Here is a 23,735-nt window from a genome sequence, read left to right as displayed (position 1 = left end):
CGCGCCAGTTGATAGGCAATCGCCTGCGGTGGCAAGTGTGGATCAAGGCCGCTGCCGGAGGTGGTCAGCGAGGCCAGTGGCACCGGGCCCTGGCCCGGCACCAACTGCTTGCTGGCCTCCTCGACGATGCGAGTGGCCAAGGCCGGATTGCTGGGGCCCAGGTTACTGGCACTGCTGGACACTGTGGCAAAAGCACCGGCTGACGGGCGTGGGTGAAACCAGCGGTCACCGGTAAAGTCCTGGGCGATCAGGCTGGAGCCACGCACCTTGCCGCTGGCCTCGTGCACCAGGCTGCCATTGGCTTGGTCGGGGAAGGCCACTTGCGCCACGCCAGTGACTACCAGCGGGTAGGCCACGCCGGTGATCAGGGTCATGAGTACCAGCAAGCTCAGGGCTGGGCGGATGATGTTGGACATTTCAGACTCCTCAATTCAGTGGTGCGGTGGGACGCGGAGCGTCCGGGGTGGCGGCGTTCCCACGCAGAGCGTGGGAACGATCAGCAGAGCGTGGGAACGATCAGCAGAGCGTGGGAACGATCAGCGGACAGGTCAAACCAGGTGCAGCGCGGTCAGCAGCATGTCGATGGCCTTGATGCCCACGAACGGCACCAACAGCCCGCCCAGCCCGTAGACCAGCAGATTGCGCCGCAGCAATGCCGCCGCACTCGCCGCCTGTACGCGCACGCCGCGCAGGGCCAGCGGAATCAGCACCACGATAATCAGCGCGTTGAACACGATGGCCGAGAGGATCGCGCTCTGCGGGCTCTGCAAGTGCATGATGTTGAGCACGCCCAGTTGCGGGTAGATAGAGGCGAATAGCGCCGGCAGGATCGCGAAGTACTTGGCCACGTCGTTGGCGATGGAAAAGGTCGTCAGCGCGCCACGGGTCACCAGCAGTTCCTTGCCGATCTGCACCACGTCCAGCAGCTTGGTCGGGTCGCTGTCGAGGTCGACCATGTTGGCGGCCTCGCGCGCGGCCTGGGTGCCGTCGTTCATCGCCATACCAACGTCAGCCTGGGCCAGCGCCGGGGCGTCGTTGGCGCCGTCGCCACACATGGCGACCAGGCGACCATCGTTCTGCTCATGGCGAATACGCGCGAGTTTCTTCTCTGGCGTGGCCTCGGCCAGCACGTCGTCCACCCCCGCTTCAGCAGCAATCGCGGCGGCGGTCAGCGGGTTGTCGCCGGTGACCATCACGGTGCGAATCCCCAGCTTGCGCAGCTCGGCAAAACGCTCGCGAATACCGGGCTTGACCACGTCCTTGAGATGGATCGCCCCCAGCAACTTGCCATCGGCGCACACCAGCAAGGGCGTGCCGCCGCTTTGGGCGATCTTGTCGATTTCCCGCGACAGCGCCGGCAACAGGTCGCTGCGTTGCTGGCCGATAAACGCCAGCAGCGAATCCACCGCTCCTTTACGGAACACACGGCCCTGGTAGTCGACACCGGACAAACGGGTCTCGGCGCTGAAGGGCACGGCGGTCAACGCCTCCAGGCTTGGCTCGGCCTGCGGGTGCAAGGCGCGCAGGTATTCAACGATGGACTTGCCTTCCGCCGTGTCATCAGCCAGGGACGCCAGCAGCGCGCCTTCGGCCAACTCGCGGCCGCTGACGCCAGGCGCCGCGACCACGGCCGAGCAACGACGGTTGCCGAAGGTGATGGTGCCGGTCTTGTCCAGCAACAGCACGTGCACATCCCCCGCCGCTTCTACCGCGCGGCCAGACTTGGCGATCACGTTGAGACGCACCAGGCGGTCCATGCCGGCAATGCCAATGGCCGACAACAAGCCACCAATGGTGGTAGGAATCAGCGTCACCAGCAGTGCGACCAGGAACACCAAAGGCAAGCTGCCATTAGCGAAGTGGGCGAACGGCTGCAAGGTCACCACCACCAGCAGGAAGATCAGGGTCAGGCCGATCAGCAGGATATCCAGCGCGACTTCGTTGGGGGTTTTCTGGCGTTTAGCGCCTTCCACCAGCGCGATCATGCGGTCCAGGGTGGACTCGCCCGGGTTGGCGGTGATGCGGATGAGCAGCCAGTCCGACACCAGCCGCGTGTTGCCGGTGACGGCCGAACGGTCGCCGCCGGACTCGCGGATCACCGGGGCGGATTCGCCGGTAATCGCCGCTTCGTTGACCGCCGCAATCCCTTCGACGACCTCGCCGTCACCGGGGATCATTTCCCCGGCGGCAACACGTACCACATCGCCCTTACGCAGGCTGGTGGCCGGTATCATTTTGAAGCTGCCATCGGCTTCCTGGCGATGTGCGCTCAAGCCTTCGCTGCCAGCCTTGAGGCTATCGGCACGGGCCTTGCCACGCCCCTCGGCCAAGGCTTCGGCGAAGTTGGCAAACAGCACGGTGAACCACAGCCACACGGCTATTTGCACGGCGACAAACGTTGGAACGGTGGTATCGGGCACAAAGCACAGCACGGTGGTGAGGATGGCGGTCAGTTCGACCACCAGCATCACCGGCGAGCGTTGCAGTTGGCGAGGGTCCAGCTTGACGAACGCCTGAACCAGCGCTGGGCGCCACAGCGCAGAGATTGCGGTTTTGGCAGGCTCCTGGGTTTTGACCGGGGCCGCGTTTTTTGCAGGCATATTCATTTTCATATCCCTTAACTAGAAGCCCATGCTCAAGTGTTCAGCGATGGGACCCAACGCCAGCGTCGGCAGGAAAGTCAGGCCGCCCACCAGCAAAATGGTCACGGTCAACAGGGTGACGAACAGCGCACCATGGGTGGGGAAGCTGTTCTGGCCAATCGGTGCGGCTTTCTTCATCGCCAGGCTGCCGGCCAGGGCCAGTACCGGGAGGATGTAGCCGAAACGGCCGATCAGCATGCCCAGGCCGAGCATCAGGTTATGGAACGGGGTGTTGGCGCCGAGGCCAGCAAACGCCGAACCGTTGTTGGCACTGGCCGAGGTGTACGCGTAGAGCAACTGGCTGAACCCATGGGGGCCAGGGTTACTGATGGCGCCCGCCGGGCCGGGCAAGCTGGCAGCGATGGCACTCAACACCAATACGCCGACCGGCATCACCAGCAGGGTCACCACCAGCAATTGCACTTCCTTGGCTTGCAGCTTCTTGCCCAGGTATTCCGGGGTGCGGCCGATCATCAAGCCGGCGAGGAACACTGCGATCAACACGTTGAGCAACATGCCGTACATACCGGCACCGACACCGCCGAAGATCACTTCGCCGACCATCATGTTGACCAGCGCCACCATCCCACTCAGCGGGCTGAGGCTGTCCTGCATACCGTTGACCGAACCGTTGGAGGCCGCAGTAGTGGTCACCGACCACAGCACGGTACCGGTGGTGCCGAAACGTGTTTCCTTGCCTTCCAGCGGTGCGGTTTGCTCCACCGCCGGGTTGTTCAGGGTTGGATTGGGCTGGTACTCGGACCACAGCGACGTCGCGCCGCCGATCAAGAACAGCGCCAGCATGCACGCGAGGATCGCCCGGCTCTGGCGCAGGTCCTTGACGTAATGGCCGAAGGTAAACACCAACGCCACCGGGATCAGAATGATCGAGGCCACTTCAAACAGGTTGGCCCAGGCCGTCGGGTCTTCGAACGGATGCGCCGAGTTCACACCGAAGAAGCCACCGCCGTTGGTGCCCAGTTGCTTGATCGCAATCTGGCTGGCGGCCGGCCCCAGGGGAATCACCTGGTCCACGCCCTGCAGGGTGACGGCATCCACATAGTGGGCGAAGGTTTGCGGCACGCCCTGCCATACCAGAAACAGCGCGAGCACCAGGCACAACGGCAGCAGGCCGTAGAGGGTGGCGCGGGTCATGTCGACCCAGAAGTTGCCCAGGGTCTGGGCAGATTTGCGCCCTATCCCACGGCATAAAGCGACCAGGACCGCGAGACCGGTCGCCGCACTGACAAAGTTCTGCACCGTGAGGCCGGCCATCTGGCTCAGGTAACTCAAGGACGCCTCGCCGCTGTAGTTCTGCCAGTTGGTGTTGGTCATGAAACTGACGGCGGTGTTGAACGCCAGGGTCCATTCCTGGCCCGGCAGTTTTTGCGGGTTCAGTGGCAGGGAGCCCTGGAATAACAGGATCGAGAACAACAACAAGAAGCCCGCCAGGTTGAATGCGAGCAAGGCCAGCATGTATTTCTGCCAGCTCTGCTCTTGCTGCGCATCCACGCCCGAGAGGCGGTAACAGGCCTTTTCAACAGGCCCCAATACGGGCGTGAGCCAGGTGCGCTGGCCTTCCATCACCTTGTAGTAGAACCGCCCCAGAAACGGTGCCGGCACCAGTACCACGGCGAAGAAGGCGATGATCAGCCAATAGTCATAACTGTGCATAGCCCGCTCCTAGTTCCGATCCGCGCGTAACAGCGCAACCAGCAGATAAATGAACAGCGCCACGGCCAATAGCAGTGACACTCCGTCCAGAACGCTCATGGAAGTCTCCCCTTCGTGCGGCGATTGCCGCGTGTGGGGGCATTGTCCGCAGGAGCGGTGTAAAGGAACGAGAGCGAGGGCTTGGGTGGGGCGTAAAGATGGCGTAAAGAGTGGGTTTATGCGGGGTTTACAGGGGCCTTATCGGGCAATCACCCAAGGTGCCAGATTAATGATCGAGAGCACATCGAGCATTGCACTGCCACCTTTTGACCCACTGTGTGATTTACAGAGGTGTGAACAAGTCGAAAATCCCCCCTGGCACCGAGGCGATGTTGGGATTTACCTGCGAATCTTTAAGTACCGACACTTGGTACTCAGGTAAGCCCGACCTACCCTCGAAGTGCGACAGCGTTGCCTTGCTCTGGCCTTTTCTCAAGGTCATTTCCAGGGCAGCTTTCATCTGCGCCTCGTCGGTGAATATCGCAAGACCGTGGTTAGGGTCAAAATAGAACCATGTCTTGTTACCATTCGGATCAACTACCACACGGGCCATCAAACCATGGTCAGGGCTGCTGATTAACAAGGTTTTGGTTTCGCTGCTACTGGCCAAATCGGAAATGATATCGGTGTAGGGAACCTGTTTAAGTTCACTAGATTGGTGATATTTAGCTCCGACTTTCTCCTGAAGCCGGCTCAGCTTACTACGGAAGTTTTCGACTTGAGTGCCGCGCAGCTGTTCGGCATCGGCTTTAGCCGGGTCCAGTTTTCGCAACTCTGCAATCTCATGGCGCGTAGGCACGGGGCGCATCGCTTGGCTTAGATTTTCAAGAAAGATGTCGTGTTTGCCCTGTTTGAGGGCTTCCGCCATCAGCGTAGACAGCGCCGCACACTCACCCTCCGACAACAAATCAACGCGGCTGAGGTATAACCCCTGAGGAATACCATTGATCACAATAGGCGGGCGGGCATCTTTAAAGCCGATGTCTTCGCTGAAACGTTTAGAGTTTCGCTTGCTCGCCTGTTCTCTTATTTTTTCCATATGCCTGACCAGGTAACCCATTTGTTCGGATGTGCGTTCGGGTACGAGAGCCAGCTCTGCGACCTGATTGAGAGTCAACTTTTCCGTCAACTCGTCCAACCCGTCCGGCCGCGCTGAGCGATACCCTTTCGCATAGCCTTTTTTATCACTGATGGCCGCATTGATATGGGCTATTTTGAACTTATCGGGCAGGGCTTCCAGGTCCTCTATTCGTTTTGCCAGGCTGCCGAGTTGAGCCGGCGTACGAGGCTGGGCGACGGCAAGACGTTTTAACTGTTCGATGGTCATCGCTGGAGAGTAGCCGTAGACGGCTTGCGGGTTTAACTCTCTCCACCCCCTTGAATACGTGGAGAGATCTTTACTCTTTGCCTCGGCTATAGCGTTAGCGTAGTCAGTGCGAAAGTTAATATTGGGCGGCACAGGAGGCGCCAACGTGTTTGCTATTCTTTCCCACGACAGATAATCAGAGAACCCTTTGATTTCCCCTTTGATTGCACCTTGCTCGGGCTTGAAATCCTTCGCGGTACCATAGGGGCGGCCGCTGATAGGGTCATAGAGCCCCCATTTACCATTCTGAAAGACCGCAGGTCCGTGTAGGGTCTGCTCGCCCACCTTGAATGTACCGTTGGCCACCGCGTCATAACGCTTACTGAGGTTGATCAACTCCGGCGAGCTTAACGTGCTTTTGAAAGAGCGCAGGGTGTCTCTGACGTGGCTGACGCCTTGAGTAATCACTTTGCCCCCGCCCTTAATCAAATCGCCAACGCCACTAAGCGGGTTGAGCTCACCTAACACGGCCGCCCCCATTATCTTGGTGACTTTTAATCCTTTCTGCAGCGCCTTCCCCGTTTTAGCCAGCACTTTCGCCGCTTTGGCGGCGGCCCCGATTCCCGCGGTGATAAAGCCCAGCAGGTCAAAGGCGACATCTGTGATTCCCTCACTGTAGTTCCCGTCTATAAAGTTGACGATTGCCGAGCGAAAAGGAATAAGGTCGAGAAGAAAGTTCATCACCGCTTTCCCCTCCTCTTTATCCTTTTCGACGGACGTCATGCCCATCGCCTCTTTTCGAATGGCAGGATCATCAAGGTTCAATGCTTTCACAACCGAGTCGGCGATGTGGTTAGCCCGCTCGTCGAGGAACAGATACGGTACAGACGGGGTGGACGGCCTTGCCTCATCCAAGGGGTGTCGCTTGGCATCATCCCCCTGCTCTGCTAATACGCCAAGCGGGAGAAATTTTGAAACTGTATTCAAACCATCAATCTGTTTGCTTAACTCTTGAGCGGGGAAGAACTCCTCGACTTTAGAAACTTCGTTCTGAATATACTCAGGCTTGCGCGGAACCGGAGTGTCACTCAGTTTTTTGATCAGACCCTTTTCCGTGTCGAATTCGTAGTTACTGGTAATGCCTTTATATTTTGCCGTTACTATTATCTTTTTACTGGTATGAAACAGCGTATCTTTGACGACTCCAATTTTATAGCTTTTCTCTTGATAATATTGGATTTCGCCAAAAATGAGTTTCTCCTTGTCCTCGGGAGGAAGATTTGTCAAAGCATTGACAATCGATAATTTTTGGACGGTCTTATGCTTAGCCGTTACCGTTGAAAAGGCCTCATCAAAGGCGTTCTTAATATTGCATTCCGGGCGTTTAGTGAACGCGATAAACGTGGCAAGATCAATACCATCGTCCTCGATAATGTTTTTCCAGCGTTCATTCAGGCTCACCCCTTCCATGACGGCATCAAGCATAGAATAAGAAGTTGGAGGAACATAAGACGAATCGCTAAGGGAGACTGAAACGGAGTCGGGTTCGACGAATTTTGGTTCCTCAAATGAAACGTTGTCGCCAAAGGTTTTTCTGAGTAATTCCAAAGCCATCTCTCGACGGTTTGGCAAGGGTGTGTCCAATAACGTGGAGGCTTTTTGCAGTTCTATTTGCTGATGGTTGAAGGCCTCTTTCGCCTTGTTGATGTCGTCCTGGGTGTAAAGCAAGTCTTGCTTGAGTTCCAGAATGTTATGGGCTACGGCCCAATTGAGCAGTACCCCTGTTTGCGCGGATTCGGGAGCAGGCGCTCGGGTGTCGGCTGCGATCATCACCTCGGCAAAGGTCATATTGGCAGCGCTGCCTGGAGACTGGGCTTCAATGGCAGCAACGGCAATGCACAGGTTTGCCCACGCCAGGCTGCCGTACACCACGCCGTCAGGAATATCCTTCACCAGTAATTGCGGGGCTGCCCGCATCAGCAACAGGTACGCCCCCGCCTTCGCCATCGCCGGTGATGCTCGGCCGGTTTCAATGAGGTGCTGGCTCAGGCCTTCGATGACGGCCGAGAGGGGTTTGCCCCAGTATTTCTTGTCGGTCAGGTCGAAACCGGCTACCCAATTTCGATGCGGCCTTGTGAGAGACTCCGGGTCCAGTGCCAGGTTAAGGAGCGCCAGCGTATAGTCATTGACGCTGATGTCTGTGGAGACGCCACCTAAGTTGGTTTGCATCTCTAATCCCATGGCATGCCCTTGCGGGGAGCCCACGAGTGCCTCCAGCGTCTTCACCGGATCCTGCAATACTTCCTCGGAGAGCGGTTGGCACTTGTTGAGGTAGTCCAGTAGCCCCATCTGAGTACTGGCCATCTGGTCACGTGCAACGGCCCGCACCGTCTGCTGCTCGCGGGCACTCATAGGAATCGGCCAGGACAGACCGCCCCCGAAATTGCCCAACGGGTGTCGCTGGGCCCTTGCAACTGCCGTTTGTGCCAGGGAAAACAACTCTTCCAGGGTCTTGGGCAGAGGCAAGTCATTTTCGATGATGAATGCCTCCAGACTGATCGACTTGCCCGGTTCGCGGATAGATGACTGGTAATGAGCAGAGTCTGGGGCAATCCTCATCGGCGTACTTTTCAAGATGGCCGATATATCCTGCGGCGTGGCATTTTCCGGTAGCGCCTGGCCGGCCTGGTTAAGCTGCTGTGCCAAGTACTGCCAGTTGCTGCGGTCCGCCATCCGTTGCTGCATCACTTGGCGATTGTCCAACTCGCTCAAACGCTCCAGCAGCCATTCATTACGTGCTCGAAGGACGTTGTCGGCGCTGAAATGTGGCGCCAGGGCAGACGCCTGATCCAAGTCCTTGAGTGTTTGCGATCGTTGCCAGAGGTCCGTTTTCCCTATACCGCTATCGTCGTCCAATAGCGCTTGCAGCTCGGTGTTTACCTGCTGCTGCTGGCGTTCGAGCAATTGCGGTACGCCTGCGGCAATGACGTCGGTGGTAAGTGGAACAAGGGTTTGGCTCAGCTCGTTTTCCCAACCAGGCTTGAGGCTTTGCTCGACCGAAATGGGCAAACTCTGCTTGGCCTGTTGCGCGGCATAGGCGTTGTTGCTGAGGCGCTGGCGCAAGGCTTGCTGGGCTTTGGCCGGGCTGTCGAACACCTCGTAGCCATCGCGGGGGGTATACAGCACCGTCAGGCCGCGTTGCTCGCTGGGTGGTAGTGCCCTGTTAGTGTCCGAGCGATTGAACGGACGCTGTGTCGACGAACCATCACCACTGGTGATCAGGAAGGCACCTGCCATCAACGTACCGTCGGGCTTTGGCGTATCAAGCTTGAGCGGATACACCCCAGGCCGCTCTCCATCCGGCATGGCATTTTCCCGCGCCTCCAGAGTGGGGTACTCAATCGCTTTGTCGATCAGCGTCTTGGCGGCCGGGAGCATCGTGCCCTCTTCTACCTGAAGCGCTGCAAGGATAGACAACATCTGCCGTTGAATACGCAGTAACTCGCCTTGCCGTGCCTCAGGGTTCGCTTCGCCAGGGCGTGGCTCCGTCCAAAATCGCGCAAGACTCGAGGGCAGTTCTTTTTCGATGGTTTGGGCAATCGACAGCAGGCTAGCGGCAACGTCCAGCTGTTTATTGCGTTCGGCCGGCGCGCCGCCCAGATAAAAACCGGAATCGGTGGTGGCGGGGCCCGTAGAGGCGTGCGAGCCACCGCCCCCCTTGGACGTCTTGAGCGCGTTAAAGAGTGCCTCAGTGGCAGGCTCTACAGAGAGCAATGTGCGCTGCCCCAGCTCATCAGTGTGGTAGCGATGAAAATAGAGTTTAGTAACGTCCAGCGGCGTCTGTTTGTAGAGCGCCGCGGCGAGTTGCTGCTCGATGACGCTCGAAAGTGTCGGCTGCTGGCCCATCAATGCCTGGACTTGCTGATTCAGCGCCCGAAACTGATGAAGCAGCTGAAGGTGTTTTTCGCTTACTTGCCGATCGTTTTTCAAGCCGGCCGGGGTCACGCTGATGGGGGCAATGCCCTCTACGTTAGGAATCGTTGATGGCTCATTTGCCGGCGATCGGGTATTGGCCTCGGGCAATAGAACGTTCTGCGAGGGGGGCAGATCCCGGCGCGCATGAAGAGCAGTCATAGCTGAAGTCATTTTGGGTTTCTCAGATGTAGTAGCCCATGCGTCCCTGACGATTATTTGTGTAACACTCTTCCTGAATGGGCACCGCATAGTGAAAACTGAGCATTGAACGGTTCCGACCAGATCGACCATTAATCGTAAGTTGGCGTAAATAGACCGCCTCAAACAGCCCATTGACTGCAACCATGTCGTGGACCAACGCATGCACCAGCGTCAGGTCATGACGGATGAACCGACCAGGCCGCCGCCCCCATCTGGTGCGCTTCGGAAAACTTCAACCACAAAACCATCCTCCAAGCGACACTGACGCCGCTTTACGACGTAGCGCCATGGCATGGCACGCCTGCTGCAACACGCTGAACCATTTCCGAACGGTTCAGGGAGCGCAGCAAAATGAACACACAACTCAAACCCACCTTGGGCACCCTGCACCTATGGGGCATCGCCGTCGGGCTGGTGATCTCCGGCGAGTATTTCGGCTGGAGCTATGGCTGGGGCGTCGCCGGGACCTTGGGCTTTCTGGTGACCTCATTGATGGTCGCCGCGATGTACACCTGCTTTATCTTCAGCTTCACCGAACTGACCACTGCGATTCCCCATGCCGGAGGCCCCTTTGCCTACAGCCGTCGCGCCTTTGGTGAGAAAGGTGGCTTGATTGCAGGCCTGGCCACCTTGATCGAATTCGTCTTCGCCCCGCCCGCGATTGCCCTGGCCATTGGTGCGTACCTGAACGTGCAATTCCCGGCACTCGACCCCAAGCACGCCGCTGTCGGCGCCTATATCGTGTTCATGGGCCTGAACATCCTCGGCGTCAAACTGGCCGCTACCTTTGAACTGGTGGTGTGCGTACTCGCCGTCGCCGAACTACTGGTATTTATGGGCGTAGTCGCCCCGGCGTTCAGCTTCAGCAATTTTGCCCTCAATGGTTGGGCCGGTTCCGACACCTTCGGCGCCCCGGCGATTGCCGGGATGTTCGCCGCCATCCCCTTCGCCATCTGGTTCTTCCTCGCCATCGAAGGCGCGGCCATGGCCGCCGAAGAAGCCAAGGACCCCAAACGCACCATTCCGAAGGCCTACATCAGCGGCATCCTCACCCTGGTGATCCTGGCCATGGGCGTGATGTTCTTCGCCGGCGGCGTGGGTGACTGGCGCACCCTCTCGAACATCAACGACCCATTACCCCAGGCGATGAAAACCGTGGTGGGCGACAGCTCCGGCTGGCTGCACATGCTGGTATGGATTGGCCTGTTCGGCCTGGTGGCGAGCTTCCACGGCATCATCCTCGGCTACTCGCGCCAGTTCTTCGCCCTGGCCCGCGCCGGTTACCTGCCGTCCTTCCTGGCCAAACTCTCACGCTTCCAGACGCCGCACCGGGCCATCCTCGCCGGCGGCGTGGTGGGTATCGCCGCCATCTACAGCGACGGCCTGATCAACCTGGGCGGCATGACCCTGACCGCCGCGATGATCACCATGGCGGTGTTCGGCGCCATTGTCATGTACATCATGAGCATGCTCAGCCTGTTCAAACTGCGTAAGACCGAGCCACTGCTGGAACGCACCTTCCGCGCGCCGGGCTACCCCATCGTGCCCGGTATCGCATTGGTACTGGCGCTGGTGTGCCTGGTGGCGATGGCCTGGTTCAATGCCTTGATCGGGCTGATCTTCCTGGGCTTTATGGCGGTGGGTTTCATCTACTTCCAGATGACCGCACAAGACCGCATCGATGCGCCGGCGGATGCAATGTTGACCGGACAATAGCGTCTATGAGGCAGAACGGGCCTACACTGAACTACTCAGAAAGCCCGTCACTCAAAGCAGTGATTACCGTGGGAAATTCTCCCACGAACCTCTGCCTCAAGGAGCGTCTTATGCCGTGGTATGCATGGTTGATTATGGTAGTAGCGATCGGGTCGATCGTCGGTGGCCTGATGATGCTGCGTGACAGCGCCAACAAGGTGGAACTCACCGACGAACAACGCAAACGCGTAGCCGAGCGCAATGCCCAGGCAGATGCCAAGGATGCGCAGGATCGCTGAATATTGGGTTACTCCCAATCCGCCTTGGCAATATGCAAGCCGTGCTGCCCTTTGTAGGCAGCACGTTCCGGCTGGCTCCAGCCATTGAGCAACTCATCCTCCAACCGGTAGATCTCCACCCCCAACGGACGGCACACCGTCAGCGGATCCTGCGCATCCGGCCCCCACATCGGTAGCGACAAATCCCCGCCAGGGCACGTCGACAACGCACAGAGCAGATCAATCTCGGCAAAAAACTCCAGGTAATCGCCCTTCTTCGCCGGACAGGCTTTCATGAAGTACATGTCATCCTGATTGAGCCCGGTGCACTGGAAAATATTCAACACGTCATGCACATCGAACTCCGTCAGTCCATGGGGCAATACCGCACGGGTCAGGTTCGAGTGGCAATGGTGGTGAAAGTCCTCCCCGGTCAACATACGGTTCACATAGGGGTCGCACCGCGTGCCCAACAAATCGTGCAAACGCCCACCGTGCTCATCAATGCCGTAGCTGGCCAGGCTGTCATCGGTAATAGTGACCAAGGGCCGTAGAAAAGGCAGGTTCGACCACAACCGATCATGGGTGCTGACATGGGCGCCTTGCAGCTGCCGAGTGCGCGCGGCCCACAAGCGTTCGCGTGGGTCGTTGGCGTTCCAGACATTAAAATCCCCCACCTGCGGCCCCACCGGTGTGGTCACACGGAACACATGCCCGGCCGGCACCTTCCACGCTCTCCCCGTTCGAATCGGCACCTCGAACTGTTCGATCAACGTGCGCTGGGTTTTCTGATCACGAATACGCTCATAGAACGCCGTATCCACCTGCAACGCCGAACCTTTGCTGACCTGGTACGCGGCGGGATAGTCTTTGTACATGGGGCACTCCTCCATCAAGGGCGATCAAACAAGGCGAGAGAAAGGCGTTCCGAGTCATCCAGGTACAGACTCATCGCCTCGCTGGCGGCCTGGGTTTGGTTGCGGGTTAGCAATGTGTATATCTCATGGTCACGCTCCAGCCAGGGTGACTGGAAGCGCTGCTCATCCGGCGCGGCGCAGAACGCCAGACGCAGTTGGGCTATTACCTGGGCGAAGAACTCGTCGAACAACGGGCTGCCCATCAACGCGACGATCTGCTGGTGAAACATAAGACTGTGAGTGGCCACGGCTCGCCAATCTTCCCGCTCCCGGGCCAGGGTGGTGGCGTCAATGGCGTTTTGCATAAGTGTTGATTGAGCGTCCGTCAACGGGCCACTTTGGGCTATGGCCTGCAATTCCAGGGTGCGGCGGACTACGAAGAGGTCGCGTACTTCTGCTCGCTCCAAGCGCCGAACCATGACGCCCTTGTTGCGGATATAGCGAGTAAGGCCCTCCTGGCCCAGACGATGCAGCGCCTCGCGAATCGTATTGCGGGATGCGTTGTAGACCTTGACCAGGTCCGACTCGATCAGCGGCATGCCTGGTAACAGCCGGCCGCCTATGATGTCGGCGCGCAGTTCCAGAGCGATCTGGTCGGCTAAGGATAGGGTGAGTGGCATCGTTACCTCGAGATTGTTGAACAATCACTGAGGAAGAGGTAACCACGTTTCGTGCCAATGCTGCGTCAGGGAGGAAATCGCAAGGTCCGTTAGTTAAAGGAAGGGCCGGTGTATGACCGGCCCTCCGCGCTGTTTTCAGATCCTCAATTAATAACCAGCCTGTCGCGATTCTTTTCCAGCAATGCCTTGCCGATGCCTTTCACTTCCAGTAACTCATCCACCGCTGTGAACGGGCCGTTGCTCTCGCGATAGGCGATGATTGCCTTCGCCTTGGAAGCACCAATGCCGAACAGATCGCGACGCAGGGTTTCGGCGTCGGCAGCGTTGAGGTTGACCTTGGTGGATTGCTCGGTCCTGGTCATTTGGGTGGAGATCGGGGTTGGGGGTTCTGGCTTGATGGACGGCGCAGCGGTGGTGGCGACGGAGAGGCTGGTGAGGAAGGCGAAGATGAGGGATGAGATGTAGAGGTTTTGCATTGGTGACGCTCCATGACATCGGTATGAGAGAAAAGCAGCTTTTCCGAAGCTGCTTTTTTACGTTAGGCGATGATAGAAGTTAGTCAAAAACTAGTAAGTTACAAAGTGTGAGCAAAGCTAACCTACGATGCTTAAATTTTCTTAAGCGGGTTAAAGATCACACGCTGAAATCCAATAAAGTACGCATAGGAAAAACGCAACAAAAACAAACCAACAAAAAATAACAGCACACAAAATACTTAAAGCTCTCGAACGGCAGAGCCACCACGCGCATAAACATTGCACAAAAAATTATCTTTCTTTCAACCGCTTCATCATTTGGGTATAATCGCGTCGCCAACACCAAAAATACAACCAAAAAAAAACTGGAAACGGAGAGTTCCATGGAACCCAGCATGAGATCAAAGTATTCAACACTTGATTTCTTTAGACTAGCTTGGTCTTTTACAACTACAAAAATATTTTATAGTCCCGCCCGAATCATCAGACAGCCCACTCGAATAAGAGGTTGGGGAAATATGTCAATTGGTGTCGGCTTTACAACGGGGCAATACTGTCGAATAGAAGCAGCCAATGGTAAAGAAGGAAAAAAAACACTCACCATAGGTAGTCATGTTGAAATAAACGACGCCTGCCATATCGCAGCGCTTGACTCGATAACTATTGGTAACAACGTACTCATCGCCAGCCAAGTTTATATCACCGACCATGACCATGGGGAGATAACAAAAGAAGAGCTGTTAATACACCCCAATCAGAGGAAACTTGTTTATGCACCGGTGGTAATTGAGGACGATGTTTGGATAGGGGAAAAAGTAGCCATCCTGAAAGGCGTGACCGTCGGCAAGGGTTCAGTTATAGGTGCGGGAGCTGTAGTCACGAAAGACGTACCACCTTACTCTGTTGCCGCTGGCATTCCCGCAAGAATCTTGAAAACTCTTTGAGAGGGACAGAGATTAAGGTGGCAGCAAAAAACTAGGCAATCTGCAGCAATATATCTGAATTAACACATACAAAGGCCAGTTCCCTCTCGCCTTTGTATGAGTTTTAGATCAAGGCTCAAGCCGACGTTGCTGATAAATCCAATCAACAATCTCACCGTCAGGAGCATAGCCGCTGACCGTATCACGCAGCAATTGACGGACTCGACCATAATCATCTTCGTCGACCGCCGAGAGAAGATCGGCTAATTTTAACCTTAGAGCGTCCCAAGAAATAAAATCCTCGTTCGCGCTCATGATCATAGGGTGCTGTGTTGCCACGACGTTATCGCCTATTAGTAACTCCTCATATAGTTTTTCTCCAGGGCGAAGTCCAGTAAATTCTATCGCAATATCGCCATGAGGATTTTTTTCAGAACGAACACTTAGCCCAGACAAATGAATCATTTTCTCAGCCAACTCAACAATTTTTACCGGCTCCCCCATGTCTAATACAAAAACATCTCCGCCCTGCCCCATTGAACCAGCCTGAATAACCAATTGAGCAGCTTCAGGAATGGTCATGAAATAGCGAGTAATCTTGGGATGGGTAACAGTCAACGGTCCTCCCGACTTTATCTGCTTGTGAAAAAGCGGAATAACCGAACCAGAAGAACCTAATACATTACCAAAGCGCACCATGGTGAAACGTGTTTTATTCACTCGAGAAATATTGAATTTATCGTTGAATAATACAGGAGCAGACTCGCGACTGAGGGCTTGCAAAGTCAATTCAGCCAATCGTTTCGTACTACCCATCACATTCGTAGGTCGCACAGCCTTGTCGGTTGAAATGAGTACAAAGTTTTGAACACCCGCCTGCAATGCAGCCTGAGCAGTATTTAGGGTGCCAATCACATTATTCAATACCCCCTCGGCAATGTTGTGCTCTACCATTGGAACATGCTTGTAAGCTGCTGCATGGTAAACGGTATCCACATGCCAAGTTTTCATGACATCTAACAGTTTTTCCTCATTACGTACGGAACCTAGAATAGGAAGCAAACGTACAGAGAGTGACTCACGGCTAATTCGCTGTTCCAATTCGGACAAGATGCAATAAAGGTTAAACTCGCTATGCTCGAAAAGCAAAAGGGTCGTGGGACGTAATTCGAGAATCTGACGGCATAACTCTGAGCCAATAGAACCGCCGGCTCCAGTGACCAAAACGCTTTGATCTTTGATGCACCTCTCAAGCAATTCAGCCTGAGCGGGAACGGCGTCGCGACCGAGCAAATCACCTATGTCCACTTCTTGAATGTCATCAACCTTTACCCGACCGCTAGCCAAATCCATAAAGCCGGGTACGCTACGGACATGCAGCGGGAATCCTTCGAGCAGCCCGAGAATTTCGCGACGACGACCCCGAGATGACGACGGTATTGCCAACAGTACCTCTTGAGCCCCTGTCATTTCGATCATTTGCTGAATATGTTTGGGTTTAAACACCTGCAAACCTGAAATGACGCGGTCAGCGATACTACTGTCATCATCAATAAAAGCCACAGGTCGCATTACCCGACCCATTCTCAGCGCTGCTACGAGTTGATTACCGGCTGCGCCGGCACCATAGATAGCAACTTTTGAAAGACCGTTATCCCGACTAGTAAAAGGTACATGCTGCACCGCGGCAAACCAGTCACCAAGAAAATACTGCCGCATGGCAAGTCGCATTCCGCCGATCATAATCAGACTCAACCACCAATAGTTGAAAATAATTGACCGAGGAACCACATTTTCGTGATTGCTATACCAATAAACAACGAATGCCAAGATTAGAGAGGACAGGCTGACAGCTTTGATAATAGCAATTAGCGCATCATTACCAAAATATCGCATTACCGCACGATACATGCCAAAGCGCACAAATAAAGGAATGGCCACAATGGGTGCACATATGAACAGCCAGAAATGCATTTTGACGGGGTTGATCATTTCATCAATACCCAAACGCACTACAAAGGCCATCCACAAAGCGACCCAGACAAGGGTAGTATCTGCGACAACCTGCAAAATTCGCTTCTTGCGACGCGAAAGGCTTAACAAATGTGTACGAATGTTATCCATGTGCCCTCTCAATCTCTGTCGCTCCAACACCGATCACCCATCACACCAGCGGTCCACAAGGCCTTCATACTGAATCAGTTGCCTCGGTTATAACGTCGGCTAATACCTTGCACGTCAAATCTATCTGTGCCGCGGTTAATGTCGGGTGGACTAAAAACATTAAGCTAGTCTCACCTAAAAGCTGGGCATTTGCGAGACGAACCTCCGGACGCCATCCCGTGTTATCAAACGCTTTCTCAAGATAAACCTCGGAGCACGACCCGGAGAACGCCGGAACACCACGAGAATTGATCTCAGCAAGAATTCGATCACGCGACCACTCCTCGCGAAGAAACTCAGGTCGGATAAATACATAACATTTATAGGCCGCATGTCGAACACCGGCTGGCAGCACGGGTACCCTGAGCGCAGGTAATGATTTAGCACAATTCCAAATAAGCGCCGCATTCGCCTGACGGGTAGCTTGCCACTCCGTCATCTTTCGAAGTTGAATTCGGCCAATAACGGCTTGCATCTCCAGCATGCGCCAATTGGTACCGAAACTCTCATGCAGCCAACGAAAGCCTGGCGCGTGCTCGCGCTCATAAACAGCTTCCCAACTTTTTCCATGATCCTTGTAAGCCCACATGCTTGCCCAAAGCTCACGGTCGTTGGTCGTGACCATACCTCCCTCGCCGCCAGTGGTCATAATTTTATCCTGGCAGAATGACCATGCCCCAACATGCCCGATAGACCCTACTGGACGGCCTTTGTAGAGCGCGCCATGAGCTTGAGCGCAGTCTTCGATCACCTTCAGATCATGGGCATGCGCCAAATCCATTATTTCGTCCATGTCACAAGGCCATCCAGCCAAGTGAACACAGACAATGCCCCGCGTCTTGGAAGTGATCACCGCACGGATGGTATCGGCAGTGATATTCTGAGAGTCCAGATCAACATCGGCAAAAACCGGCGTAGCACCTGCGTTAACAATACTGGAAACAGACGCAAGAAATGTGCGGGATGTGACGATCACTTCGTCTCCGGCACCAATACCTAACGCCTTTAGTGCCAAATCCAACGCGACAGTACCGTTTGCTAATGCAATTGCATATTCAGTACCAGCAAAAGCCGCGAACTCCTTTTCAAATTCTCGACATTCAGTGCCCGTCCAATAGTTAACCTTGTTCGAGAGGACCACATCTCGAACGGCATCAGCCTCTTCAGTTGTAAAAGACGGCCAAGGAGCGAATGGAGAATTCAGCATAACCAATACCTATAAAATTAAGATCGCAAAACGCCTAGCAAATCTGATTTAAAAACGAATCGTACACGCCGCCCATGACAGGCCTACGCCAAATCCGACACACGCTACGATATCACCCGTTTTAATGTTGCCCTTCTCAAGAGATTCCTTAAGCGCAATAGGGATAGTAGAAGATACCGTATTACCGCAGTGCTCAAACTCCCTGACAAATTTTTCTTCAGGCAGCTTTAACCTTCTTTTTAACGCATCAAGCATAAATTTATTGGCTTGATGAAAGACAAAGTGGTCTACCATGTCTAACGTGAAGTTGTCATCGAACAAAGATTCAAATAACTCAGGAACGCGCTTCAGCGAAAACTCCAGAATCGCTGGACCGTTCATATAAAGATTGGCGTCAGTCCTGATATTACCGCTGTCGTCCTGACGAGTCTCCAAATTAGAGTTGAGCAACGCCGGGAACCTTGCGCCTCCTACCGGAACGATCAGACTTTCTGCGCCAGAACCATCCGTACCATAACGAAAACGGTCAATCGCGACAGTGTCATCTGTCGCTCTGATTAGGGTTGCCGCCGCCGCATCACCAAAAAGCGTGCGAACGCTCTTGTCGCCGGGGTGAATATACTTACTATACGTTTCAGCGGTAACCAGAAGGACATTCTTGACCTGGCCAGTCTCTATCAACCCCTTTGCCATACCCAAGCCGTAAATAAATCCCGAGCAACCTTGATTATAATCAAACGCTGCACACGCCGTGGGTAGCCCTAGACGATGTTGAAGAATGCAGGCCGTTGACGGCAGTACATAATCTGGGCTCTGTGTGCATAGAATCAGGCAATCAATATCAGATCTATCAACGACGCCGGAGTCAAAGATTTTCTCACACGCTCGAAAACCCAGATCAGACGCACATTCGTTTTCAGCCGTTATCCGGCGATCATTTATACCCGTTTTACCAAAAATTTTCGGAACATCCCACTCCGGAAATTCCCGCGCCAAATCTTCGTTGCTTAGTGAATGACTAGGCAACTCATATTCTATTGCAGTAATTTTTGCAAATTTCATTTATTACCCAGCTATTCGTTTCGCGGGAACACCAAAAACCGTCACGCCAGGAGCTACTTTGCGTATGACCACCGATGAAGCACCGATAACAGCAAAAGCGCCTACAGTCACCTTAGGTACAATTACCGCATGAGACCCCATAAATACGCCTTCTGCCAGTTGAACACCACCAGTAACATCACAATGTCCACTGATAGTGCTGTAGCTTCCCACAGAGGTATCATGTCCGATGGTGGTGCAAGAGTTAATCGTTACAAAATCACCAATTTCCAGATCTGTTGACAGAATTGTATTTGGGCAAACGACAACACCCTGCCCAATCACCACTCTAGTACCGACTATCGCTGTAGGGTGAACAAGAGAAAAGAATTGCGCGCCCTTAGCAACGAGCTTCTCTGAAACAATTTTCTTTATCGTCGGATCAGCGATAGCGCATACCAAAAATACGCCATCCTGATGCACGTAGTCATCTATGGAGGAAATAATTAAAGGTGCATCCGAAAAGCGTTCCAGCGCCGCAGGCGAATCGTCCAGAAACCCATCAATCTGGTACTCACTGGGTGTCTCACTATGTTCAATCCAATCTTTTAACCAAACATATACCTCGCGCCCAAACCCACCCGCCCCAACTATTAAAAATTTCTTACCACTCATGCCAGGTACCCTCCATCGACTACGAGAGATGTACCAGTTACCCATCGGGCCGCTGGAGAGAGTAAATAGTTAATTGCATAGGCGACATCTGCAGGAGCACCAATGCCTAACGGATGCTTTTGCTCAATCAACTCCATCGATTCCGCCCCCACCAAGTCCTTGAGTGTCTCTGCCATTTCAGTTTTGACAACACCTGGCGCTACGCAGTTAACGCGAATGCCCTCGCGCGCCAACTCAATGGCAGCAGCCCGGACCATTGACTCCACCGCACCTTTACTCGCGCAGTAGCCCAGAAGCGCAGGCTCACCGACTTTAGCCATGACCGATGAAATCAACACAATACTTGAACCCAGTTGACAGACACCTTTCTGCCGGAAAGCTTTGATCAGCGAAAAAGATGAGGTTACGTTTGTTGATATTATTTTTTCCCAATGCGCCAGACTTGTTGCCCGAATAGGCATGGGCGCCTGAACACCTGCAGCATGAACCAGGCCGTCAAAAGCTACAGTTTCCTTTGCAATTTTCTTCATCCAACCGGAGATATCAGGTTCATTTAGAAAATCCACTACCGCGATGGTATGACCGCTCCCATCCAAGCGTTGAAGTGTTTCCTCTAAGCGCTGTGTGTCCCTGGCGACCAGAGTAATACGGGCACCCTGCTTACTGAGCCATACCGCGACCTCACGTCCGATTCCGGACGACGCGCCGGTAACCAGAATATGTTTTCCTTCCAAGGAAAACGGATTAGAACCTGGCATATTCATACTGACTCCTTCACAGCACAAGTGTAGGACATCTCACTTACCCATACTTTATCAAAGTCTACAATGCAACCCGCCCAGGAATAACCCACACCAAATCCCGCTAGCATCATCAAGCCTGTCAACCGATTGTCTTTTTCAAGATCAGCTAATGACAGTGCAAGAGGTATAGATGTGCAACTCGTGTTTCCTACACTTTCCAGATCGAGTACTACCTTTTCACGAGGTAACTTCATGCGTTTTGCTAAATGTTCGAGCATGAATTTATTAGCTTGGTGAAAAACGTAATGGTCAATGCCTGCCCCCAAATCCGAACGGCTCTCGTGAAGCGCTTTTACTAAAGAGGGAACCCGCGCCAAGGTGAAAGCAAAAATTTCTGCTCCGTTCATGAACAAGTCGAACGCTCCACGCACCTCGGGTTCGCTGACTTCACTAAGGTCACCGTTACGATCACGAAAACCACCCGCCGGCACAATGAGATTTTTTGCACCACGTCCATCAGTTCCTAACGCGAAAGACATTGGTTGGGCACTTTCGTCATATTGAAGCAACGTCGCCGAGCCGGCATCTCCAAAAAGAGCGGCTACAGAACGATCTTCGCCGGATACGATCTTACTGATAGTGTCCCCAACTAATAACAAAACACGTCGGCTGCCCCCTCCCGATATCAAGGAAGAGGCTAGCCATAATCCGTATACGTAGCCTGAGCAACCTAGAGCAACGTCAAACGCCGCCACGCCTACGGAAAGCTGCAGTCGCTCTTGCAAAATGCAAGCCGTGGCGGGCAATGTATGATCGTGAGTCTGGGATACGAATATCAATGTATCGATAGAGGACCGATCTACAGAGAGGTCTGCCATCAGTCGCTCAGCTGCAGCAACGCAAAGATCAGATGAGCACTCACTGTCGACTACATGTCGACGGAAGACACCCGTACTTGCCATTATTTTTTGAATACTTTCCGCACCGAACTTTTCAGCGAGGTCTGAAACTTCTGAAACCTTCTCTGGCATCGAGCATGCAATGCCTTCGACTCGAACATTATTTACAACTCTAATATTCTCAAAATTACTCGCTGACATAATCACCCACCCCTACCGAAAAACACAAATTAAATGATAGCAATAAAACACAGAGAGCAAACTATTTGCGTCCCTTTGCACACGATTGACGAAAGTGCGCAATTTTCTGTTCTAACGAGCTCAAATATTTTGGAGGAGACATGGTCCAAGAATCACTAGGGACCCTTTGACAAATCTGGTGATCTTCCTCGAAGACCTGACGATTTAATTCAGCGGTAGACTTGGAAAACAGCCCGGTGATCTCGCTGTAACGCGGATCGGATGTTCTCGCCGGAAAAAGCCGACTAGTGAAAAACGCACGATCCACCTTCGGAGAAGGGAAAAAGTTCTGCATCGAATAGGAGTACCCATATGTCGACGAGATCATCGCAAAGGGGAAAAGAAAAATGCTCATATAACCTTGATATGGATCGGTGGTTTCGAAGAACTTGCTGAGTCCCGAAAGCCGGCGCTGAACTCTCTCATCCTCTACCGGCGAATACCAGATAGAATTCTCGCCTTCAAACACATTCTCGCCAACACCTAACTTCAAGGTCGCAAGCGTATTGCGATGAATTAATGGTATATGGTAAGGCTCAAGTGCATTTTCCAGTGCAATCGTCCAATTACACTCAAACTCATAACGATTAAAATCATTACAGGCCTGCACATCCTTACCTAAGCGTTCGACAACGCCGTAAACCTCACTACCAATCTGTTCCTGGAGCGAGACACGTGGGTTAACTGCAAAAAAAACCAGCTCCCCACAGGCTGCCAATTTGAACTGATTGAGAGAAGCGTTTTCTATATCGCATCCAACAAACGAAGCTGCATTGGGTATTCGTAAACGGCCATCCGAAAAGCTCCAACCATGATACCGGCAGACGACACCGCGGTTACCATAATCCTCGGTGAAAAACCGGCTTCCTCGATGTGGACAGCGATTATCGAACGCAATGAGACGTCCCTTATCGTTAAATATTACAACCTCAAAATCCAGAACATCAAAGCGTAAAAAATCTCTATCGTTCGGCAAATCAGAATTAAAGCACAGGGGGTGCCAGTATGACTCAACTAAATCTCTTTCGATTTTACTCGAGTCCAATTCAACATTCATAAACACCCCACCCCTCTACAATTCTTGTATAACGCTATACCGAGCAAGTTCGATAAAATCATTAAAATAAAAAATCCAAACCGCTCAAAATTGTGAAGTATTTTGAGCGGTATGGATTAGGTAAGCCTAAAGCTTATCATGCACTTTTAGCAGCGACCAAGGCCACGACATCATCTACGGTTTCGCACTTATTAAGACCGTCAGCAGAAACACTGATATCTCGCTCAGAGAGAAAAGCCATAAAGGTTACGACGGCGATGGAATCCCAATCTAATTTATCGCCCAGCTTAACAGAGCCTTCGTCAGCTTCTTTGGCTTCTGCGATCAAGTTCAGAATATCGTTGCTCATTTCTTTTCCCCATCAATTTCGTTGTCGTTGGAACCCTTGAAGGCTTCCATAGTTGCTTGCCCTTCTTGATTGATGCCCTCTCGCAAGAACACCTTCTTGAAGGTCAAAATAATGATTTTCAGATCCAGCAGTAGAGACTGGTTGTCGACATACCACACGTCCAGTTTGAATTTTTCCTCCCAGGAGAGCGCGTTCCGCCCGCTCACCTGAGCGAGTCCCGTCACTCCGGGACGAACCAAATGCCTGCGATTCTGCTCTGCACTGTATAGGGGGAGATAGGCCATCAGCAAGGGCCGCGGCCCGACAATGCTCATATCCCCTTTTAGCACATTTAGCAAACCAGGAAGCTCATCAAGACTGCTAGCCCTAAGGAACCGTCCGAACTTGGTCAAACGCTCAGAATCCGGTAATGGCGTACCCGCCGCGTCATGCGCGTCAAGCATTGTCCGGAATTTTAGCATCTCGAAGGGTCTCCCTTCAAAGCCAGGTCTCACCTGCCTGAAAAATGCCGGACCTCCGAGATACCACCTCACCAGTAAATAGGTGACTACCATGACAGGAGACAATAAAAGCAAACCCAGGCCAGAGATCACTATATCCATTAATCTTTTCATA

The 23,735-nt window shown here is 53.7% G+C and carries 20 protein-coding genes; 3 read left to right on the top strand and 17 right to left on the bottom strand.

The features are described from left to right. The 5 genes from E1K68_RS08980 to E1K68_RS08960 form a co-directional block, all read right to left on the bottom strand. Positions 1 to 416, bottom strand: a 416-nt coding sequence (locus tag E1K68_RS08980; RefSeq protein WP_212614881.1) for a potassium-transporting ATPase subunit C, incomplete at its 3' end; no start/stop codon positions are given. A 132-nt stretch (positions 417 to 548) separates the two neighbouring features. Beyond that, entirely contained in the window at positions 549 to 2,606 is a 2,058-nt protein-coding gene (kdpB, locus tag E1K68_RS08975) for a potassium-transporting ATPase subunit KdpB (RefSeq protein WP_212613985.1), read from the bottom strand. 15 nt (positions 2,607 to 2,621) lie between these two features. After that, the gene (kdpA, locus tag E1K68_RS08970) at positions 2,622 to 4,316 is read right to left on the bottom strand and encodes a potassium-transporting ATPase subunit KdpA (RefSeq protein WP_098952319.1); all 1,695 of its coding nucleotides are present in this window, start codon (positions 4,314 to 4,316) and stop codon (positions 2,622 to 2,624) included. A gap of 9 nt (positions 4,317 to 4,325) precedes the next feature. Continuing rightward, positions 4,326 to 4,415 carry a K(+)-transporting ATPase subunit F gene (gene kdpF, locus E1K68_RS08965; protein WP_003218754.1) on the bottom strand — a complete coding sequence of 30 codons (90 nt, stop codon included), beginning with the start codon at positions 4,413 to 4,415 and terminating at the stop codon, positions 4,326 to 4,328. Positions 4,416 to 4,638: 223 nt separating this feature from the next. Next, a complete protein-coding gene (locus E1K68_RS08960; protein ID WP_169855530.1) occupies positions 4,639 to 9,795 on the bottom strand; it encodes a hypothetical protein in 5,157 nt (1,718 codons plus the stop codon). Between the two features lie 393 nt (positions 9,796 to 10,188). On the opposite strand from E1K68_RS08960, the gene eat reads away from it, so the two are divergent. Together eat and E1K68_RS08950 are read left to right on the top strand one after the other, a co-directional pair. After that, positions 10,189 to 11,553 (top strand): ethanolamine permease, encoded by a 1,365-nt coding sequence (eat, locus tag E1K68_RS08955; RefSeq protein ID WP_212613984.1) that lies wholly within the window; start codon positions 10,189 to 10,191, stop codon positions 11,551 to 11,553. Positions 11,554 to 11,663: 110 nt separating this feature from the next. After that, a complete protein-coding gene (locus tag E1K68_RS08950; protein ID WP_003172675.1) occupies positions 11,664 to 11,831 on the top strand; it encodes a DUF2897 family protein in 168 nt (55 codons plus the stop codon). 8 nt (positions 11,832 to 11,839) lie between these two features. On the opposite strand, the gene E1K68_RS08945 is transcribed toward E1K68_RS08950, so the two are convergent. The 3 genes from E1K68_RS08945 to E1K68_RS08935 all read right to left on the bottom strand — a co-directional run bounded on the left by E1K68_RS08945 (position 11,840) and on the right by E1K68_RS08935 (position 13,823). Continuing rightward, positions 11,840 to 12,688 (bottom strand): DUF1989 domain-containing protein, encoded by an 849-nt coding sequence (locus E1K68_RS08945; RefSeq protein ID WP_014717638.1) that lies wholly within the window; start codon positions 12,686 to 12,688, stop codon positions 11,840 to 11,842. A gap of 14 nt (positions 12,689 to 12,702) precedes the next feature. Continuing rightward, positions 12,703 to 13,347, bottom strand: coding sequence for a GntR family transcriptional regulator (locus E1K68_RS08940; RefSeq protein WP_003189816.1), 645 nt, complete (start codon positions 13,345 to 13,347; stop codon positions 12,703 to 12,705). Between the two features lie 143 nt (positions 13,348 to 13,490). Then, positions 13,491 to 13,823, bottom strand: coding sequence for a ComEA family DNA-binding protein (locus E1K68_RS08935; protein WP_212613983.1), 333 nt, complete (start codon positions 13,821 to 13,823; stop codon positions 13,491 to 13,493). Positions 13,824 to 14,206: 383 nt separating this feature from the next. On the opposite strand from E1K68_RS08935, the gene E1K68_RS28060 reads away from it, so the two are divergent. Continuing rightward, positions 14,207 to 14,767: a DapH/DapD/GlmU-related protein gene (locus tag E1K68_RS28060; RefSeq protein WP_212613982.1), complete on the top strand. Its 561-nt coding sequence runs from the start codon at positions 14,207 to 14,209 to the stop codon at positions 14,765 to 14,767. 108 nt (positions 14,768 to 14,875) lie between these two features. On the opposite strand, the gene E1K68_RS08925 is transcribed toward E1K68_RS28060, so the two are convergent. From E1K68_RS08925 to E1K68_RS08885, 9 genes are all read right to left on the bottom strand, one after another. Then, positions 14,876 to 16,870, bottom strand: a complete 1,995-nt coding sequence (locus E1K68_RS08925; RefSeq protein ID WP_212613981.1) for a nucleoside-diphosphate sugar epimerase/dehydratase — start codon at positions 16,868 to 16,870, stop codon at positions 14,876 to 14,878. 64 nt (positions 16,871 to 16,934) lie between these two features. Further along, positions 16,935 to 18,116 (bottom strand): DegT/DnrJ/EryC1/StrS aminotransferase family protein, encoded by a 1,182-nt coding sequence (locus E1K68_RS08920; RefSeq protein WP_212613980.1) that lies wholly within the window; start codon positions 18,114 to 18,116, stop codon positions 16,935 to 16,937. 48 nt (positions 18,117 to 18,164) lie between these two features. Beyond that, positions 18,165 to 19,178: a ketoacyl-ACP synthase III gene (locus E1K68_RS08915; RefSeq protein ID WP_034135137.1), complete on the bottom strand. Its 1,014-nt coding sequence runs from the start codon at positions 19,176 to 19,178 to the stop codon at positions 18,165 to 18,167. 3 nt (positions 19,179 to 19,181) lie between these two features. Next, on the bottom strand, positions 19,182 to 19,832 hold the full coding sequence (locus tag E1K68_RS08910) for an acetyltransferase (protein WP_034135136.1): 651 nt from the start codon (positions 19,830 to 19,832) through the stop codon (positions 19,182 to 19,184). After that, the gene (locus E1K68_RS08905) at positions 19,829 to 20,590 is read right to left on the bottom strand and encodes an SDR family oxidoreductase (protein ID WP_034135226.1); all 762 of its coding nucleotides are present in this window, start codon (positions 20,588 to 20,590) and stop codon (positions 19,829 to 19,831) included. The genes E1K68_RS08910 and E1K68_RS08905 overlap by 4 nt, the downstream gene beginning before the upstream one ends. Before the next feature lie 2 nt (positions 20,591 to 20,592). Then, positions 20,593 to 21,675, bottom strand: a complete 1,083-nt coding sequence (locus E1K68_RS08900) for a ketoacyl-ACP synthase III (RefSeq protein ID WP_080765588.1) — start codon at positions 21,673 to 21,675, stop codon at positions 20,593 to 20,595. Between the two features lie 61 nt (positions 21,676 to 21,736). Beyond that, a complete protein-coding gene (locus E1K68_RS08895; RefSeq protein ID WP_080765587.1) occupies positions 21,737 to 22,771 on the bottom strand; it encodes a Rieske 2Fe-2S domain-containing protein in 1,035 nt (344 codons plus the stop codon). A gap of 136 nt (positions 22,772 to 22,907) precedes the next feature. Then, complete coding sequence (locus E1K68_RS08890) at positions 22,908 to 23,120, bottom strand: acyl carrier protein (RefSeq protein ID WP_034135135.1); 213 nt, start codon at positions 23,118 to 23,120, stop codon at positions 22,908 to 22,910. Further along, positions 23,117 to 23,722: a sugar transferase gene (locus tag E1K68_RS08885; RefSeq protein ID WP_275959716.1), complete on the bottom strand. Its 606-nt coding sequence runs from the start codon at positions 23,720 to 23,722 to the stop codon at positions 23,117 to 23,119. The genes E1K68_RS08890 and E1K68_RS08885 overlap by 4 nt, the downstream gene beginning before the upstream one ends. Positions 23,723 to 23,735 lie beyond the last annotated feature (13 nt).

The sequence above is a fragment of the Pseudomonas sp. B2021 genome (assembly GCF_018135665.1).
Classification (GTDB): domain Bacteria; phylum Pseudomonadota; class Gammaproteobacteria; order Pseudomonadales; family Pseudomonadaceae; genus Aquipseudomonas; species Aquipseudomonas lactis.
The sequence above is the reverse complement of the archived record's forward strand: the minus strand, read 5'-3'. Positions and strand labels throughout refer to the sequence as shown.

Excerpts from the sequence above, each read along its gene's own strand:
- kdpB (WP_212613985.1), bottom strand. The coding sequence starts at position 2,606 with ATGAATATGCCTGCAAAAAACGCGGCCCCGGTCAAAACCCAGGAGCCT.
- kdpA (WP_098952319.1), bottom strand. The coding sequence starts at position 4,316 with ATGCACAGTTATGACTATTGGCTGATCATCGCCTTCTTCGCCGTGGTA.
- kdpF (WP_003218754.1), bottom strand. The coding sequence starts at position 4,415 with ATGAGCGTTCTGGACGGAGTGTCACTGCTATTGGCCGTGGCGCTGTTC.
- E1K68_RS08960 (WP_169855530.1), bottom strand. The coding sequence starts at position 9,795 with ATGACTGCTCTTCATGCGCGCCGGGATCTGCCCCCCTCGCAGAACGTT.
- eat (WP_212613984.1), top strand. The coding sequence starts at position 10,189 with ATGAACACACAACTCAAACCCACCTTGGGCACCCTGCACCTATGGGGC.
- E1K68_RS08950 (WP_003172675.1), top strand. The coding sequence starts at position 11,664 with ATGCCGTGGTATGCATGGTTGATTATGGTAGTAGCGATCGGGTCGATC.
- E1K68_RS08945 (WP_014717638.1), bottom strand. The coding sequence starts at position 12,688 with ATGTACAAAGACTATCCCGCCGCGTACCAGGTCAGCAAAGGTTCGGCG.
- E1K68_RS08940 (WP_003189816.1), bottom strand. The coding sequence starts at position 13,347 with ATGCCACTCACCCTATCCTTAGCCGACCAGATCGCTCTGGAACTGCGC.
- E1K68_RS08935 (WP_212613983.1), bottom strand. The coding sequence starts at position 13,823 with ATGCAAAACCTCTACATCTCATCCCTCATCTTCGCCTTCCTCACCAGC.
- E1K68_RS28060 (WP_212613982.1), top strand. The coding sequence starts at position 14,207 with ATGGAACCCAGCATGAGATCAAAGTATTCAACACTTGATTTCTTTAGA.
- E1K68_RS08925 (WP_212613981.1), bottom strand. The coding sequence starts at position 16,870 with ATGGATAACATTCGTACACATTTGTTAAGCCTTTCGCGTCGCAAGAAG.
- E1K68_RS08920 (WP_212613980.1), bottom strand. The coding sequence starts at position 18,116 with ATGCTGAATTCTCCATTCGCTCCTTGGCCGTCTTTTACAACTGAAGAG.
- E1K68_RS08915 (WP_034135137.1), bottom strand. The coding sequence starts at position 19,178 with ATGAAATTTGCAAAAATTACTGCAATAGAATATGAGTTGCCTAGTCAT.
- E1K68_RS08910 (WP_034135136.1), bottom strand. The coding sequence starts at position 19,832 with ATGAGTGGTAAGAAATTTTTAATAGTTGGGGCGGGTGGGTTTGGGCGC.
- E1K68_RS08905 (WP_034135226.1), bottom strand. The coding sequence starts at position 20,590 with ATGCCAGGTTCTAATCCGTTTTCCTTGGAAGGAAAACATATTCTGGTT.
- E1K68_RS08900 (WP_080765588.1), bottom strand. The coding sequence starts at position 21,675 with ATGTCAGCGAGTAATTTTGAGAATATTAGAGTTGTAAATAATGTTCGA.
- E1K68_RS08895 (WP_080765587.1), bottom strand. The coding sequence starts at position 22,771 with ATGAATGTTGAATTGGACTCGAGTAAAATCGAAAGAGATTTAGTTGAG.
- E1K68_RS08890 (WP_034135135.1), bottom strand. The coding sequence starts at position 23,120 with ATGAGCAACGATATTCTGAACTTGATCGCAGAAGCCAAAGAAGCTGAC.
- E1K68_RS08885 (WP_275959716.1), bottom strand. The coding sequence starts at position 23,722 with ATGGATATAGTGATCTCTGGCCTGGGTTTGCTTTTATTGTCTCCTGTC.